Source organism: Amycolatopsis kentuckyensis, assembly GCF_002155975.1.
Lineage (GTDB): Bacteria > Actinomycetota > Actinomycetes > Mycobacteriales > Pseudonocardiaceae > Amycolatopsis > Amycolatopsis kentuckyensis.
Genome location: NZ_MUMI01000538.1, coordinates 10,128 through 28,056, shown reverse-complemented (window position 1 = coordinate 28,056; position 17,929 = coordinate 10,128). Strand labels below are relative to the sequence as shown.

Annotated in this window: 1 protein-coding gene; it reads right to left on the bottom strand. The window is 74.0% G+C overall.

The genetic code is table 11. From position 1 onward, the window contains the following. Positions 1-17,872: non-ribosomal peptide synthetase (locus CCN39_RS40980; protein ID WP_086851675.1), on the bottom strand; the 17,872-nt coding region annotated here is incomplete at its 3' end. Positions 17,873-17,929 lie beyond the last annotated feature (57 nt).

Sequence of the window (17,929 nt, the reverse complement as noted above, 5' to 3'; positions counted from 1 at the left end):
CGTCGTCGGCGCCGACGGCGGCGACGTCCAGCACCTCCGCGAAGATCTCGCAGAGAGCCTTCTCCGTGGCCGTTTCGGGGGCCCGGCCGCGGGGGGCGAACTCGGGCACCGGCAGCGCCGCCCGATCCAGCTTCCCGTTGGGTGTCACGGGGAAGGCGTCCAGGGGAACGATCGCCGCGGGCACCATGTACTCCGGCAGCGTCCGGGCGGCGAACTCCCGCAGCCGCGCGGGATCCGCGGTGGCCGGGGTCGTGTAGGCGACCAGCCGCTTGTCCCGGTCCTCGCGGACGACGACGAGGGCCTGCTCGACGTCGTCGTGCCGGGTCAGGGCCGTCTCGATCTCGCCCGGCTCGATCCGGAAGCCGCGGATCTTGACCTGGTCGTCGGTGCGGCCGAGGTACTCCAGCTGCCCGTCCGGCCGCCACCGCACGAGGTCGCCGGTGCGGTACATCCGCTCCCCCGGCTCGAACGGCGAGGCGACGAACCGCTCCGCGGTGAGCCCCGGACGCCCGTGGTAGCCGCGGGCCAGCCCGGCGCCGGCCAGGTACAGCTCGCCCGGCACCCCGGCCGGCACGGGCGAAAGACCGCTGTCGAGGACGTATGCGCGGGTGTTGTGCACCGGACGGCCGACCACCGGCCGGCCGGCGTCGCCGAAGCGGCCGACCAGAGCGTCCACAGTGGCCTCGGTGGGGCCGTAGAGGTTGTACGCCTCCGTGCCCGGCATCGACGACAGCGTCTCCCACAGCGTCTGCGAAACGGCTTCACCGCCGACGCCGACCACGCCGAGGGCGCACTTGCCGTCCGCGATCACCCCGGCCGCGGCCAGCTGCGCGAAGTGCGACGGCGTGAGCTCGAGGAAGTCGAGGCCGCGGTCGCGGACCACCGCGGCGAGGCGGTCCGGGTCGCGGCGGGTGTCGTCGTCGACGACGTGCACCTCGTGCCCGTCGAGCAGCCACAGCTGCGGCTGCCAGGACGCGTCGAAGAAGAACGCCCACGCGTGCCCGACCCGCAGCCGCCGCCCGCCCGCCGCGGCCACGGCCGGGCGGTAGAGCGTCTCACGGTGGCTGTGGAACAGGTTGACCAGCCCGGAGTGCGGGATGACCACACCCTTCGGCTTGCCGGTGGACCCGGACGTGTAGAGCACGTACGCCGGGTTCGCGGGCGACGGGGAGACGAGCGCCGCGTCACTGTCCACAATGTCCTCGACGAACAGCGCGCCGGGAACGGCCGAAGCCAGCGACCGGCTGCTCAGCACCAGCGACGCACCCGCGTCGGCGAGGATCGCCTTGATCCGGTCGGCCGGCTGGTCCGGGTCCACCGGCAGGTACGCCGCTCCGGTCTTGAACACCCCGAAGATCGCCTCGACGACCGCCGCCGAGCGAGGCAGGACCAGGGCCACGACCTGCTCGGGGCCCGCGCCCCGCGACGCCAGCCAGCGGGCGAGGCGGTCGGTCCGCGCGGCGAACTCCGCGAAGGTGACGCTCGACTCCGAGTCGCTCAGCGCGGTCGCGTCCGGCGTCGCCGCCACCTGGGCGGCCAGCCGGTCGACGACCGTGGGCGCCGAAACCGTCAGCGGCGCCCCGGCGCCCCACTCGCGCAGGATGCGGTCCCGCTCCGGGGCGTCGAGGACGTCGAGGCGGCTCAGCGGCCGGTCCGGGTCCGCGACGACCGCCGCCAGCACCCGGACCAGGCGCTCGGTGAGCGTCCGGGCGGTCGGCTCGTCGAAGAGGTCGAGGCTGTATTCGAGGTCGCCGTCGATGCCGTCGGCCGTTTCGACCAGGTCGAACGACAGGTCGAACTTCGCCTGCCGCAGCCCGGTGTCCCGGTAGGCCGCGTCCAGCCCGAGCAGCCGTTCGGGCTCCGAACCCGCGTGGTAGACCGCGAGCATGACCTGGAACAGCGGGTGCCGGGCCAGCGACCGGGGCGGGTTGAGCAGTTCGACGAGGTGCTCGAACGGCAGGTCCTGGTGGGCGTACGCGGCCAGGTCGGCCTCGCGGACGCGGTCCAGCAGCTGCCGGAACGTCGGGTCGCCGCCGGTGTCGGTGCGCAGGACCAGGGTGTTGACGAAGAACCCGGCGAGGTCTTCCAGCGCGTGGTCGGAGCGGCCGGCCACCGGTGTCCCCAAGGGGATGTCGGTGCCCGCGCCGAGCCGGGTCAGCAATGCGGCCAGTGCCGCCTGCAGGACCATGAACGTGCTGGTGTCGCTGCGGTGGGCCAGCTCCCGCAGGCCGCGGTGCACCGGAGCGGGCACGGTGAACGGCACGGCGGCGCCGCGGTTGGTCGAGCGCGCCGGGCGTGGCCGGCCGGCCGGGAGGGCCAGTTCGTCGGGGATCCCGGCCAGGGTGTCCCGCCAGAACGCCGCCTGGCGGCCGAGGAGGCTGTCCGGGTCGTCGGCGCGGCCGAACATCTCCCGCTGCCACAGCGTGTAGTCCGCGTACTGCACCGGCAACGGCGTCCACTGTGGACGTTCGCCGCGGAGCCGCGCGGCGTAGGCGGTGTCGAGGTCCCGCTTCAGCGGCGGCAGCGACCAGCCGTCACCCGCGATGTGGTGCACCAGCAGCACGAACACGTGCCGGTCCGGCCCGGCCGACACCAGGGTGGCCCGGATCGGGAGCTCGGCGTCGAGGGTGAAGCAGTACGACGCCGCCGCGGTGACGCGTTCGCCGACGTCGGCCGCCGTTTCCGTGACCAGCACCGGGTGCGCCTGGTCGAGCACGACCTGCCGCGGGATGCCCTGCTCCTCGACCAGGAGCGTCCGGAGGACCTCGTGGCGCGCCACGAGGTCACCCAAAGCCGCTTGCAGCGCGTCGGTGTCGACCGGGCCGGTGAGCTCCCAGGCCCACGGGATGTTGTAGGTCGCGGACCGCCCGTCGAGGCGGTCGAGGAACCACAGGCGCTGTTGCGCGAACGACAGCGGCAGCACGTCCGGCCGCGCGGCCGGGACCAGCGCCGGGCGGCGGCCCCGGCCCGGGTCCAGGGCCGCGGCGAGCCGGGCCGGGGTCGGCGCGTCGAACACCGCCCGGATCGGCACCTCGACGCCGAGCAGCGCGCGGATCCGGCTGACCAGCCGCGTCGCCAGCAGCGAATGCCCGCCGAGGGTGAAGAACCCGTCGTCCGGGCCGACCGACGGCACGCCGAGGACGTCGGCGAACAGCTCGCACAGCGCCTGCTCGGCCGGGGTCCGCGCGAGCCGTCCGGACGTGCGGACCTCCGGGTCGGGCAAGGCGGCGCGGTCGAGTTTGCCGTTGGCGTTCACCGGCAGCTCGGGCAGGACGACGATCGCCGACGGCACGAGGTGTTCCGGCAGGCGCTCGGCCACCAGAGCCCGGAGCGCCACCGGGTCACCAGACGGTGCCACGTAAGCGATCAGCCGGTTGTCCCGGGCGATCACGGCCGCGCGCACCACCGAAGCGTCGGCCGTCAGCACGGCCTCGACTTCGCCCGGCTCCACGCGGAAGCCGCGGATCTTGATCTGCTGGTCGGCGCGGCCGAGGAACTCCAGGGCCCCGTCGGCACGGCGCCGGACGAGGTCGCCGGTGCGGTACATCCGCTCCCCCGGCTCGAACGGCGAGGCGACGAACCGTTCGGCGGTGAGCGCCGGCCGGCCGAGGTAGCCTCGCGCGACTCCGGCACCGGCCAGGTACAGCTCGCCGCGGACGCCCGGTGGCACCGGCCGCAACGCCGCATCGAGTACGTACGCGCGGGTGTTCGCGACCGGCCGTCCGATGGCCACCGGGCCGCAGACCTGGGCCAGGCTGTCGCCCGCGACCTCCGAACAGCCGTAGAGGTTGACCAGCTTCGCCGAGGGCCAGCGCTGCGCGACCTTCTCGGCGAGGGCGTCCGAAAGCGGCTCGCCACTGGTGATCCAGGTGGTCACCGAGTCGAACGCGCCGGCCGGAGCGTCCTCGGCGAAGGTGTCGAGGAGGCTCGGAACCACGGTGAGCACCTGAGCGCCGGACTCGCGGGCGAAGGCGGCCAGGGCCATGGGGTCGGTGGCCGTCGCGTCGTCGGCGAGGAGCACCGGGTCGCCCGCGACGAGGCCGCCGAGCAGTTCGGTCGAGCCGTCGATGAACGTCAGCGCGCTCTTGGCCAGGCGTACGCCTCGAGCGATGTCCCGGCCCCAGTGCAGCCGGTTGGCCAGCGCCCGCTGGGTTCCCGCGACTGCCTTCGGGCGTCCGGTCGAGCCGGACGTGAAGATGACGTACGCCGGGTGGTCCGGGCTGCTCGACGGCCAGGCCGCTTCCGGTCCGGTGTCGCCGGGCCGGACCAGCCGGTCGCCGAAGCCGTCTTCGGCGACGACCAGGTGCGGAGCCGCGTCGGTGAGCATCAGCTCGATGCGCTCGGCCGGGTGGGTGAGATCGAGGGGCAGATAAGCGGCGCCGGTCTTGAGCACCGCCAGGAGCGCGACCACCAGGTCCGCCGACCGCGGCAGCGCGACCGCCACCACGTGTTCCGGCCCCGCGCCCCGCGCGAGCAGCGCCCGCGCGAGGGCCGTGGCCCGCGTGTCCAGTTCGGCGTAGGTGAGCCGCTGGGAACCGGACGTCAAGGCGAGGGCGTCCGGGGTCCGCGCGACCTGGGCGGCGAACAGCCCGGCGGCCGTCTCCGCGGGCAGCGGTGTCGCGGGGTCGGCGGCGAGCTGGTCGTGCTCGGCGCCGGTGAGCAGGTCGACGGCGCCGATCCTCGTGTCCGGGTCGGCGACGACGGCGGTCAGCAGCGTCCGGAGCCGTTCCAGGATCGCCTCGACGGTCCCGCGGTCGAAGACGTCGCTGTTGTACTCGGCGGTGCCGCGGATCCCGGCCTGGTGGCCGGGCCGCTCGCCGACGAAGAACGTCAGGTCGGCCCGCGCGGTGCCGGTGCGGACCGGCTCCTCCGCGACCGTGAGACCGGGCAGGGCGAGGTCGGCGACGGCGTTGTTCTGCCAGGCCAGCATGGTCTGGAACAGCGGGTGGTACGCCAGCGACCGGACCGGGTTCAGCGCCTCGACCAGCCGCTCGAACGGGACGTCCTGGTGGGCGTAGGCGTCGAGGCTGCGGTCCCGCACCCGGGCCACGAGGTCGCGGAACGACGGGTCGCCGCCGGTGTCCACGCGCAGGACGAGCGTGTTGACGAAGAACCCGACGAGATCGTCCAGGGCGGAGTCGGTGCGGCCGGCGATGGACGTGCCGAGCGGGACGTCGGTGCCCGCGCCGAGCCGGGTGAGCACCGCGGTGAGTCCCGCGTGCACGACCATGAACACGCTGGCCCCGCAGGCGCGGGCGAGCTCCACGAGTCCATTGTGGAGCTCGGCGTCCCAGCCGAAGGCGAACTGTTCGCCGCGGTAGGACGCTTCGGCCGGGTGCGGCCGGTCGGTGGGCAGTTCGATCCGTTCGGGCAGGCCGGCGAGGGCTTCGCGCCAGTAGGCCAGCTGCGGTTCGATCACCGGCTCGCCGAGGACGTCCCGCTGCCACAGCGTGTAGTCCGCGTACTGCACCGGCAACGGCGTCCAGTGGGGAGCTTCCCCGGCCTGGCGGGCGGTGTAGGCCGTGGCGAGGTCGCGCCACAGCGGCGCGGTCGACCAGCCGTCGGAGGCGATGTGGTGGAACACCAGCACCAGGACGTGCTCGCGGGCACCCAGGCGCAGCAGCTGCGCCCGTAGCGGGAGCTCCGACTCCAGCTCGAACACCGTGCCCGCTGCCTCGGAGACCGCGTCGGCGAGCGTGGCTTCGGTGACCGTGCGGACCGGCAGCGGGATGGTGACGTCGGTGAGGACGAGCTGCCGGGCTTCGCCGTCGATCTCCGGGAAGACCGTGCGCAGGGCTTCGTGGCGCTCGACGACGTCGGACAGCGCGGTGCGCAGGGCGTCGACGTCGAGCTGGCCGGTCAGCCGGACCGCCGTCGGCATGTTGTACGTCGCCGACGGGCCCTCCAGGCGGTGCAGGAACCACAGCCGCTGCTGGGCGAACGACAGCGGCAGCACGTCCGGCCGCGGGTCGGCGCGCACCAGGGCGGGCCGAGCCGAGGCGTCCGAGGTGGCCAGCACGGCGGCCAGGCCGGCGACCGTCGGGGTCTCGAACACCGACCGCACCTGCAGTTCGACGCCGAAGACCGCGCGCAGCCGGGCGACCAGGCGGGTCGCCATCAGCGAATGCCCGCCGAGGGCGAAGAAGTCGTCGTCGACGCCGATCGCCGAGTTGTCGAGGACTTCGGCGAAGAGCCCGCAGAGGACTTCTTCGACCGGCGTCCGCGGGGCCCGGCCGGCGGACGCCGCCTGCTTGTCCGGGCTCGGCAGGGCGCGCCGGTCCAGCTTGCCGGAGGCCAGCAGCGGGAGCCGGTCGAGCAGCACGAACGCCGACGGCACCATGTACTGCGGCAGCCGGTCGCGCACGTGCGCCCGCAGCGCCGTCACCAGCGCGCTCGTGTCCCGCTGCCCGGCCGGGTGGTTGCCCAGCGCGTCAAGGGCGGCGCGGACCGGACGGCCGCGGTAGACCCGCTGCGGCTCGCCGGTGGTGAACACGACTTCCAGCGCGCCCGCGTCCGCGGTCAGGGTCGCGTACACGCGGTAACCGTGCCGCTCGCCGAGGTCGTGCAGCGTCTCGGGGTCCACTCCGGACCGCTCCTCCAAAGAGGACAGTGCGGCCTCGGCGTCGCCCGCGGCCAGCGCGGTGACGGCGGCGAGTTCGCCGGACAGCCGGGCGTCGGGCACGCCGGTCACCCGCAGCCGCGCCGGGCGGGCGGCCAAAGCCGGTTCCAGCTCGTCCAGGGCGACGACCAGCTCTTCGGGGGTGTCGGGCCGCGGTGCCTTCCGGAGCACGACGTCGTAGCGGTGCCGGGTCAGCTCGTTGTGGGCGTGGCCGCGCTTGACCCACAGGTCGACGTCGCCGAAGCCGTCGAGCTCCCGGGCCAGGGCCACGAAGAAGTCCGGGTCCAGCACGAGCTCGCCTTCGCGGGCGATCGCCTGGTCCACCGCGGCGACGTCCCGGCGGCCGTGGCGCAGCTCGGTCGCTGTCCGGAAGGCCCGCAACGAGCGCAGGTTCCGGATGTCGCCGAGGAAGATCACGCCGCCGGGCCGGACGTGTGCCGCGGCCGTGCGGAGGACTTCGGCGAGGTAGCCGACGCTCGGGAAGTACTGGGCGACGGAGTTGATGATCACGGTGTCGAAGTCCGGCAGCTCGCCGAGGTCGTGGGCGGGCCGCGCGGCCAGGTGGACCTTGTTCGCGAACGGCGTCGCGGCGAGTTCGCGCCGCAGGTTGGCGATGGCCTTCTCGGACAGGTCGACGCCCCAGTACTCCTCGGCGTCCGGCGCGATCCGCGAGAGGATCAGGCCGCTGCCGACGCCGATCTCCAGGACCCGCCGCGGGTTCAGCGCGCGGATCCGGTCGATGGTCGCCGCGTGCCACTCGCGCATCTCGCCGAGGGGGATCTCCGAGCCGTCGTAGCTGGAGTTCCAGCCGGTGAAGTTCTCCTCCAGCCCGCCGGAGGCGGCTTCGGTGAAGACGTTCTCGTGCAGCTCGCGCCACTCGCCGACGTGGTCCAGCTCCGCTTCTTCGTCCCGCCCGGCCGAGGGCACGGCGTAGGCGATGAGCCGCCCGTCCTGGGCGACGACGACGGTCTGCCCGACGGCCGGGTGCTCGGCGAGCACGGACTCGATCTCGCCGAGTTCGATGCGGTAGCCGCGGATCTTGACCTGGTCGTCGGCCCGGCCCAGGAACACCAGCCGCCCGTCCGGCAGCCACTTCACCAGGTCACCGGTCCGGTAGAGCCGTCCGCCGGAACCGAAGGGGTCCGCGACGAACCGTTCCGCCGTCAGCGCCGGCCGGCCGAGGTAACCCCGTGCGAGGCCGGAGCCCGCGAGGTACAGCTCCCCCACCACGCCGGGCGGGACCGGCCGCAGCCCGGCGTCGAGCACGTACGCCCGGGTGCCGGGGTCCGGGATGCCGATGGGGACGACCGTGGCGTCCGCCAGCTCGGCCGGGTCGCTTTCGCCGAGGGTCGAGTTGGTGGTCGCCTCGGTGGGGCCGTAGGCGTTGAACATCCGCCGCCCCGGCGCCCAGCGGCGCACCAGCTCCGGCGACACGCGCTCGGTGCCCGCGAGCAGCACGCTGTCGCGCGGCAGGTCGAGGTCCGCCGGCAGGGCGTCGAGCAGGGCGGGCGGCAGGATCATGAAGTCGACGCCGTGGGCGTGGGCGTATTCGGTGAGCGCCGGGCCCGCGACCCTCCGCTCGGCCGGGACGACCACCAGGCGGCCGCCCGAGAGCAAGCCGAGGCAGAGGTCCCAGAACGCGACGTCGAAGCTCGGCGACGCGAACTGCAGCACCCGGCTGTGCGGGCCGACGCCGAAGCGTTCGGCCTGGGTCGCGACCAGCTTCGCCACACCCGAGTGCTGGAGGACGACGCCCTTGGGCCGCCCGGACGAGCCGGACGTGTAGATCACGTACGCCGCGTTCTCCGGCGTGAGCGCGACCTGGGGGTCCTGTGTGGACATGGCGGCGAGCGCCTTGTCGTCGAGGAGGACCCGCGGCAGCGACGCGGGCAGCTTCGCCTCGATGTCCCGGGTCGTCACCACGCAGACCGGGGCCGCGTCTTCGACCATGTAGGCGATCCGGTCGCCCGGGTAGTCGACGTCGATGGGCAGGTAGGCGGCGCCGGCCTTGAGCACCGCCAGCTCGGCGATGATCATCTCCAGGGACCGCGGCACGGCCAGCGCGACCACTCGCTCCGGCCCCGCGCCGCGGGAAATCAGCAGGTGGGCGAGCCGGTTGGCGCGGGCGTTCACCTCGGCGTAGGTGAGCTCGACGTCCTCGAACACGAGTGCCACCGCATCCGGCGCCTCGGCGACGCGGCGGGCGAACATCCCGGGGAACGTCTCGATGCCCGCCGGGTCGAGCGACCCGGCCCACTCGGTCAGGACGCGTTCGCGCTCGTCCCCTTCGAGCAGGTCCAGGGCGCCGACCGGGCGGTCGGGCTCGGCCAGGGCCGCGCGCAGCAGGACTTCGAGACGGCGCAGGATCGCGTGCGCGCCCGCGTGGTCGAAGACGTCGGCGTTGAATTCGAGGACCCCGGCGATCCCGGCGTCGCGCTCGGTCAGCGAGATCGACAGGTCGAACTTCGACGTCCCGGTCGTCACCGGGATTTCGGTGACGGCCAGGCCGGGCAGGGTCACCTCGGCGCGGGCGTTGTTCTGCCCGGCGATCATCACCTGGAACAGCGGGTGGTAGGACAGCGACCGCGCCGGGTTGAGCACCTCGACCAGGCGCTCGAAGGGCACGTCCTGGTGGGCGTAGGCGTCGAGGTTGCGCTCGCGGACGCCGCCCAGCAGCTCGCGGAACGTCGGCTCGCCGCCGGTGTCCACGCGCAGGACCAGGGTGTTGACGAAGAACCCGACGAGGTCGTCCAGGCCCGGGTCGGTGCGGCCGGCGATGGGCGAGCCGATCGGCACGTCGGTGCCCGCGCCGAGGCGGGTGAGCAGGGCGGCGAGGGCCGCGTGCACGACCATGAACACGCTGGCGCCGCTCTCGCGGGCCAGTTCGGTCAGCCGCGCGTGGAGGCCGGCGTCCCAGGTGAAGGTGTGCAGCTCGCCGCGGAAGGTCGCGGTCGCCGGGTGCGGCCGGTCCAGGGGCAGCTCGATCCGGTCCGGCAGGCCGTCGAGGGCCTCGCGCCAGTAGTCCAGCTGGGCGCTCAGCACGCTGTCCGGGTCGTCTTCGCGGCCGAGGAGGTCCTGCTGCCACAGCGTGTAGTCCGCGTACTGCACCGGCAGCGGCGTCCACTGTGGAGCTTCCCCGGCCCGGCGGGCGGCGTAGGCCGTGGCGATGTCGCGCCACAGCGGGGCCATCGACCAGCCGTCGGAGGCGATGTGGTGGAACACCAGCGCGAAGACGTGCTCGCGGGCACCCAGGCGCAGCAGCTCCGCGCGCACCGGCACGTGCCGCTCGAGGTCGAACGAGCCGCGAACCAGCCCGGTCAGGGCCTCGTCGAGATCGGCGACCTCACGGACCGGCAGGTCGACCTCGCCGGCCGGGAGGATGTCCTGGTAGGGCACGCCGTCGCGCTGCGGGAACCGGGTGCGCAGGGCCTCGTGGCGGGCGACCACGTCCGAGAGCGCCCGGCGCAGCGCGTCGACGTCGAGGTCGCCTTCGAGCCGCATGATCAGCGGGACGTTGTAGGTGGCCGAGGGTCCTTCGAGGTGGTGCAGGAACCACAGCCGCTGCTGGGCGCCGGACAGCGGGACGAGGTCCGGCCGCCGCGCGGGGACCAGCGGCGGCCGCGCGGTGCCGCCGGCGGTGGCGAGCACCCCGGCCAGGCCCGCCGGGGTCGGCGTCTCGAAGACCGCCCGCACCTCGAGCTCGGCACCCAGGGTGGCGCGGACGCGGGCGATCAGCCGGGTGGCCAGCAGCGAATGGCCGCCGAGGGCGAAGAAGCTGTCGTCCGGGCCGACCCGCGGCAGGCCGAGGACGTCGGCGAACAGCGCGCACAGCTGCCGTTCGGCCGGTGTGCGCGGCTCGCGGTCGGAGACCGGCGCGCGCACCTCCGGGGCCGGCAGCGCGCGGCGGTCGAGCTTGCCGTTCGCCGTCACCGGCAGCGCGTCGAGCACGACGATCGCCGACGGCACCATGTGCTCCGGCAGCCGTCCGGCGGCGAAGGTGCGCAGCTCCGCGGGCAGGGCCGTGCTCCGGCGCGAACGCCGCGGGTTGCCGGTGTAGGTCAGGAGCGGGTCGGGGCCGGGCCGGAACGCGCCGGCCGGGTCGCCGCTGGTGAACAGGACGTCGACCGAGCCGTCGCCGGCCACGGACCAGGTGACGACCGCGCCCAGTTCGTACCAGTCTTCGGGGTTCACGCCTTCCGCGATCCGCCCGTTCGGCACGCCCTCGACGCGCAGGCCGTCGCGGGCCCGTTCGGCCACTTCCTCCACAGTGGACACGTCGGTGCCCCACGTCAGCGTCTCGACCGGGAGCGGCTCGGCGGCTCCCGGACGCAGGACCACGTCGTAGCGGTACTGCGTGAGTTCGTTGACCGCCCGGCCGCGCTTGACCCGGATGTCCGCGGCGACCCCGTCGAGTCCTGCGAAGAACTCCGGTGCCACCAGGAGTTCCTTCTCCCGCAGCAGCCGCTGTTCGACGTCGCCGCCGCGGGCCTGGGCCACGGCGGTGTGGAACGCCCGGACCTGCCGCAGGTCGCGGACGTCCCCGACGAAGAGCGATCCGCCCGGCGCCAGCAGCGCCAGGGCCTTGCGCACGACGTCCAGGAGGTACGTGCCGCTCGGGAAGTACTGGATGACGGAGTTGAGCACGATCGTGTCGAAGAACCCGGACGGCAGGCCGGTGTGGTCGGCGGCGTCGCCGGTGCGGAGCTCGACGCGCTCGGCGAGGACGGGGTCGGCCGCGACCCGCTCGCCCAGCGAAGCGATGACCTCGGCGGAGAAGTCGGTGCCCCAGTACGCCTCGCAGTGCGGGGCCAGCTCGGTCAGGAGCAGGCCGCTGCCGACGCCGATTTCGAGCACCCGCCGCGGCTGCAGGCCGCGGATCCGGGTGACGATCGCGTCGCGCCACTCGCGCATCTCTTCACGCGGGATCGGCTCGCCGGTGTAGCTGGAGTTCCAGCCGGCGAATTCGTCGTCGTCGCCCGAGTACATCGAGTCGTAGAGCTCGCGCCACTCGCCGACCTGCTCGGTTTCCTCCTCGGCCGAACCCGGGGTGTCGGCGGGGACGACGTACCCGACCAGCCGGACGTCGCCGGGGCGGTCTTCGCGGGCGACGACGACGGCGTGGGCGACGTCGTCGTGCGCGGACAGGGTCGCGGCGATCTCGCCCGGCTCGACGCGGAACCCGCGGATCTTGATCTGCTCGTCGCCGCGGCCGAGGAACTCGAGGACGCCGTCGGGGCGGAAGCGGGCGAGGTCGCCGGTGCGGTACATCCGGGTGCCGGGCGCGCCGAACGGGTCGGCGACGAACCGCTCGGCGGTGAGCCCGGCGCGGCCGAGGTAGCCGCGGGCGAGCTGGACGCCGGCCAGGTACAGCTCACCCGGGGTGCCCGGCGGGACCGGGCGCAGGGTGGCGTCGAGGACGTAGGTGCGGGTGTTCCACACCGGACGTCCGATCGGGACGGAAGCGTCCCCGGCGGACGTGTGCCACGAGGTGACGTCGACCGAGGCTTCGGTCGGGCCGTAGAGGTTGTGCAGCTCGGCGCCGAGGACCTGGCCGAACTGCGCGACGGCGTCCGGGGGCAGGGCCTCGCCACTGCACAGCACGCGGCGCAGGCTCGTGCACTCCCCCGCCGCCGGTTCCTGGAGGAAGACCTGGAGCATCGACGGGACGAAGTGGACGGTCGTGACGCCGCGGTCGCGGATCAGCCGGGCGAGGTAGGCCGGGTCCTTGTGCCCGTCCGGCCGGGCGAGCACCTCGGTGGCGCCGGTGAGCAGCGGCCAGAGGAACTCCCACACCGAGACGTCGAAGCTGGACGGCGTCTTCTGCAGCACGCGGTCGTCACCGGTGAGGCCGTATTCGTCCTGCATCCACAGCAGCCGGTTGACGATCCCGGCGTGCGGGACGACGACGCCCTTGGGGCGGCCCGTCGAGCCGGAGGTGTAGATGACGTACGCCGGGTTCTCCGGCCGGAGCGTGACTTCCAGGGGCTCGTCCGGGACCCCGGCCAGGGTGTCCGGGTCGTCGAGCAGCAGCGCGCCCGGGACGGCGGTGTCCGCGACGGCCAGCACCAGCGCCGGATCGGCGTCTTCGAGCATGAAGGCGATGCGGTCGGCCGGGTAGCCGGGGTCGAGCGGCAGATAGGCCGCCCCGGTCTTGAGCACGGCGAGGATGGCCGTGACCAGGTGCGTCGAGCGCGGGAGCGCCAGGGCGACCACGCGTTCGGGCCCGGCTCCGCGCGCGGCGAGGACTCGGGCCAGCCGGTTCGAGACGGCGTCCAGCTCGGCGTAGGTGAGTTCTTCGTCCCCGAAGACCAGCGCGGGGTGCTCGGGGGTGCGCGCGACCTGGGCGGCGAACAGCTCGGGCACGGTGACCGCGGGGACGTCCTCGACCGCACCCGACCAGGTCCGGTCGAGGCCGTCGCGTTCGGCCGGGGTGAGCACGTCGAGGGAGCCGAGGCGGCGGTCCGGGGCGGCGACGACCTGGCGGAGCAGGGTTTCCAGGCGGTCGAGGAGGCCGGTCACGGTGGCCCGGTCGAACACCTCGGCGTTGAACTCGGCCTGGCCACCGACGCCGTCGGCGCGCTCGGTGAAGGAGAACCAGAGGTCGAACTTGGCCGTGCCGGTGCCGACCGGCTGTTCGGTGACGGTCAGGCCGGGCAGTTCGACACCGGTGCCGGGCGTGTTCTGCCAGGCGAGCATGGTCTGGAACAGCGGGTGGTGCGCCAGTGACCGTGCCGGGTTGAGCGCTTCGACGAGTCGTTCGAACGGGACGTCCTGGTGGGCGTAGGCGTCGAGGCTGCGCTCGCGCACCCGGGCCACGAGGTCGCGGAACGACGGGTCGCCGCCGGTGTCCACGCGCAGGACCAGGGTGTTGACGAAGAAGCCGACGAGGTCGTCGAGGGCCGGGTCGGTGCGGCCGGCGATCGGGGTGCCGATCGGGATGTCGGTGCCCGCGCCGAGGCGGGACAGCAGCGCGGTCAGCCCCGCGTGCACGACCATGAACGGGCTGGCCCCGCAGGCCCGGGCGAGGTCGGCGAGCCCGGCCTGGAGCCCGGCGTCCCAGGTGAAGGTGAAGAACCCGCCGCGGTAGGCCGACACCGGCGGGTGCGGCCGGTCGAGCGGGAGCGGGATCCGGTCGGGCAGGCCGTCGAGCGTGGCCCGCCAGTACTCGAGCTGCCCTGCTTCTTCGGTGGCCAGGAGGTCGCGTTGCCAGAGCGTGTAGTCCGCGTACTGCACCGGCAGGGGCGTCCACTGTGGAGCTTCGCCGTGCCGGCGGGCGCGGTAGGCCGTGGCGATGTCGCGCCACAACGGCGACAGCGACCAGCCGTCGGCGGCGATGTGGTGCACGACCAGGACCAGCACGTGCCGCCGCGGGTCGACGGTGAGCAGCTCCGCGCGCACCGGCACCCCGGCGCCGAGGTCGAACACCCCGCGCACGATCCGGTCCACCTCGGAGTCCGCATCGGACACCGCCCGGACGGTCAGCTCCACCGTTCCCCCGGGCCGGACCTCCTGGTACGGGACGCCGTCGGCGACCGGGAAGACCGTCCGCAGCGCCTCGTGCCGGGCCACGACGTCGTTGAGCGCCGAGCGCAGCGCATCGACGTCCAGTTCACCGGCCAGCCGCATGACGAGCGGGACGTTGTAGGTGGCCGAGCCGCCTTCGAGGCCGTGCAGGAACCACAGCCGCTGCTGCGCGAACGACAGCGGCAGCCGCTCCGGCCGCTCGGTGACGCGGGCCAGGGGGCGCCGCTCGGTCTCGGTGACGGCCCCGGCGAGCAGCTCCGCGAGCGCGGCGGGTGTCGGGGCGTCGAACACCGCCCGCACCGGCACCTCGGCGCCGACGGCCGCGCGGATCCGCTGGATCAGCCGGGTGGCGAGCAGGGAATGCCCGCCCAGGGCGAAGAAGTCGTCGTCCGGGCCGGCCTGCGGCACGCCGAGGACGTCGGCGAACATCTCGCACACCAGCTGCTCGACGGGGTTGCGCGGCGCCCGGCCCGGCCCGGCGGTGAACCGCTCCGGGCTCGGCAGGGCCTTGCGGTCCAGCTTGCCCGAGGCGAGCACCGGGAGCTTGTCGAGCACGACGAACGCCGAGGGCACCATGTACAGCGGCAGCCGGTCCCGCACGTGGGCGCGCAGCGACGCGACCAGGGCACCGGTTTCGCGCCGGGCCGCGGGGTTGTTGGCGTACGAACCCGGCGTGCCCGCCTGCCGGACCGGGCGGTACGCGGAGCCGCCCTCCCCCCTCGAGAAGACGGCCTCCAGCTCACCGCCCTCGGCCGCCGGCGTGACGGCCACCTGGTAACCGGCGCGCTCGCCGAGCCGGTACAGGGCTTCCGGGTCGACGCCGCCCCGGTCGTCGAGGGCGGCCAGGGCCGCTTCGGCGTCGCCGGTGTCCAGGGCGCGGACCGCGGCGAGCTCGCCGGCCAGCCGCGCGTCCGGGATCGCGGTGACCCGCAGCCGCTCCGGCGTCTCGGCCGACAGGAACCGTTCCACCGCACCGAGGTCGCCGAACGCGACGACCTGCTCATCGGCCGCGGCGGGCCGCGGCGCCTTCCGCAGGACGACGTCGTAGCGGTGCCGGGTCAGCTCGTTGTGGGCGTGGCCGCGCTTGACCCACAGGTCGACGTCGCCGAAGCCGTCGAGGCCGCGGGCCAGTGCCGGGAAGAAGTCCGGATCGAGGACCAGTTCGCCCTCGCGGGCGATCGCCTGGTCCACCGCCGCGACGTCGGTCCGGCCGCGGCGCAGCTCGACGGCGGTCCGGAACGCCCGCAGCGACCGCAGGTTGCGCAGGTCGCCGAGGAAGATCGTCCCGCCCGGGACCAGCCGGCCCGCGGCGGTCTTGACGACCTCGGCGAGGTAGTCCGCGCTCGGGAAGTACTGGGCGACGGAGTTGATGATCACCGTGTCGAAGTCCGGCAGTTCGCCCAGGTCGTGGGCGGGCCGGGCGGCGAGGTGGACCTTGCCCGCCAGTGCGGGCACGGCGGCGATCTCGCGCCGGACGTTCTCGATCGCGCTCTCGGAAAGGTCGACGCCCCAGTAGGTTTCGGCGTCCGGGGCGATCCGCGAGAGGATCAGGCCGCTGCCGACGCCGATCTCCAGCACCCGCTTCGGTCGCAGCGCACGGATGCGCTCGATCGTCGCCGTGTGCCACTCGCGCATCTCTTCCAGGGGGATCTCGGAGCCGTCGTAGCTGGAGTTCCAGCCCGCGAAGTTCTCCTCGATGCCGTGGGCGCCGGCGAGCATCTCCTCGTGGACGTCGTGCCATTCGTCGACGTGGCCCTGCTCGGCCGCCTGGTCGCGGTCGGGCACCGGCACGGCGTAGGCGATCAGCTGCCCGTCCTGGGCGACGACGACCGACTGGCCGACGCGCGGGTGTTCGGCGAGCACGGACTCGATCTCGCCCAGCTCGATCCGGTAGCCGCGGATCTTGACCTGGTCGTCGGCCCGGCCGAGGAACACGAGCCGGCCGTCCGGCAGCCATTTGACGAGGTCACCGGTCCGGTAGAGCCGTCCGCCGGAACCGAACGGGTCCGCGACGAACCGCTCCGCCGTCAGCCCCGGGCGTCCGAGGTAGCCGCGCGCCAGGCCGCTTCCGGCGAGGTACAGCTCCCCGGCGACCCCGACCGGGACCGGCGCGAGGGCCGCGTCGAGGACGTACGCGCGGGTGCCGGAGTCCGGCACGCCGATCGGCACCGCCGAGCCGGGGGCGATCTCCGGGTCGCAGAGCCCGAGCGTGGAGTTGGTCGTGGCCTCGGTCGGGCCGTAGGCGTTGAACATCCGCCGCCCCGGCGCCCAGCGGCGCACCAGCTCCGGCGACACGCGCTCGGTGCCCGCGAGCAGCACGCTGTCCCGCGGCAGGTCGCAGTCCTCGGGGAACTCGGCGAGCAGGGCGGGCGGCAGGATCATGAAGTCGACGCCGTGGGCGTGCGCGTATTCGGCCAGTTCGGGGCCGGGCACCCGGCGCTCGGCCGGGGCGATCACCAGGCGGCCGCCGGACAGCAGCCCGAGGCACAGGTCCCAGAAGGCGACGTCGAAGCTCGGCGAGGCGAACTGCAGCACCCGGCTGTGCGGGCCCACGCCGAACCGCTCGGACTGGGTCGCGACCAGCTTCGCGACACCGGCGTGCGAAACCACGACACCCTTGGGCCGTCCGGTGGACCCGGAGGTGTAGATGACGTAGGCGGCGTTGGCCGGGACGATCGCGGCGGCCGGGTCCGTCTCCGGTGCGCCGCCGGTGTCGAGCTCGTCGAGGAGCAGGACGTCGCCGTCGAAGCGGTCCGCGAGCCCGGCGGTGGTGACCACGCAGACCGGCTGCGCGTCGGTGACCATGAACGCGATGCGCTCGGCCGGGTAGTCCTGGTCCAGCGGCAGGTAGGCGGCGCCGGCCTTGAGCACCGCCAGTTCGGCGACGATCATGTCCACCGACCGCGGCACGGCGAGCGCGACCACGCGTTCCGGACCGGCGCCGCGGCCGACGAGGACGTGGGCGAGCCGGTTCGCGCGGGCGTCGAGTTCGGCGTAGGTGAGTTCCTCGTCCTCGAAGACGAGGGCCACGGCGTCCGGGTTCTCGCGGACGCGGGCGGCGAACAGCTCCGGCAGCGTGGCCAGGGGCACCGTGAGGTCGGTGTCGTTCCACTCCTCGAGGATGCGGTGCAGTTCCGGAGCGCTCATCAGGTCCAGCCGGGTCACCGGCCACTGTGGACGATCGCGGGCGTCGGCGAGGAGGCGTTCGAGGTGGTCCAGCAGGCGGTCCACAGTGGACTCGTCGAGCACGTCGGCGCGGTACCGCAGCCCGTCCGCGGTCAGGTTCAGGTCCAGCGGAAGGTCGGTGTCGGCGCCGAAGCCGACGTTGACGAGCAGCGCTCCCCCACGGCCGGGCTCGGGATCCAGCTCGGCGACCAGGTCGGCGAAGGGCACCGCGTGCGCGAGCGCTTCCTCGCGCGCCTCACGCACCCGGGCCACGACCTCGGCGAACCCGGGCGAGCCGCCCAGGTCCACCCGCAGCGGCACCAGCGAGCCGATGCCCAGCAGGACGTCGGCGGTTCCCGCATAGCGGGACAACAGCACCGTGAACGCCGCCAGCAGCGTCAGCTCGTCCGCCTCGGGCAGCGGCCGGCCGAGCGTCACCGGGGCGGCGGGCTCCGCCGGATGGGGCCGGTCGACCGGCAGCGGCAGCTCCTTCGGCGCCGAAGCGAGGCGGTCGCGCCAGAAGCTGAGCCTCGACACCTGCTGCACAGCGTCACCGTTGCTCACCGGTAGACCAGCCTCCCGCTGCTCACGACGCCCCGATCGGGGCGCAAACTTAGGTGA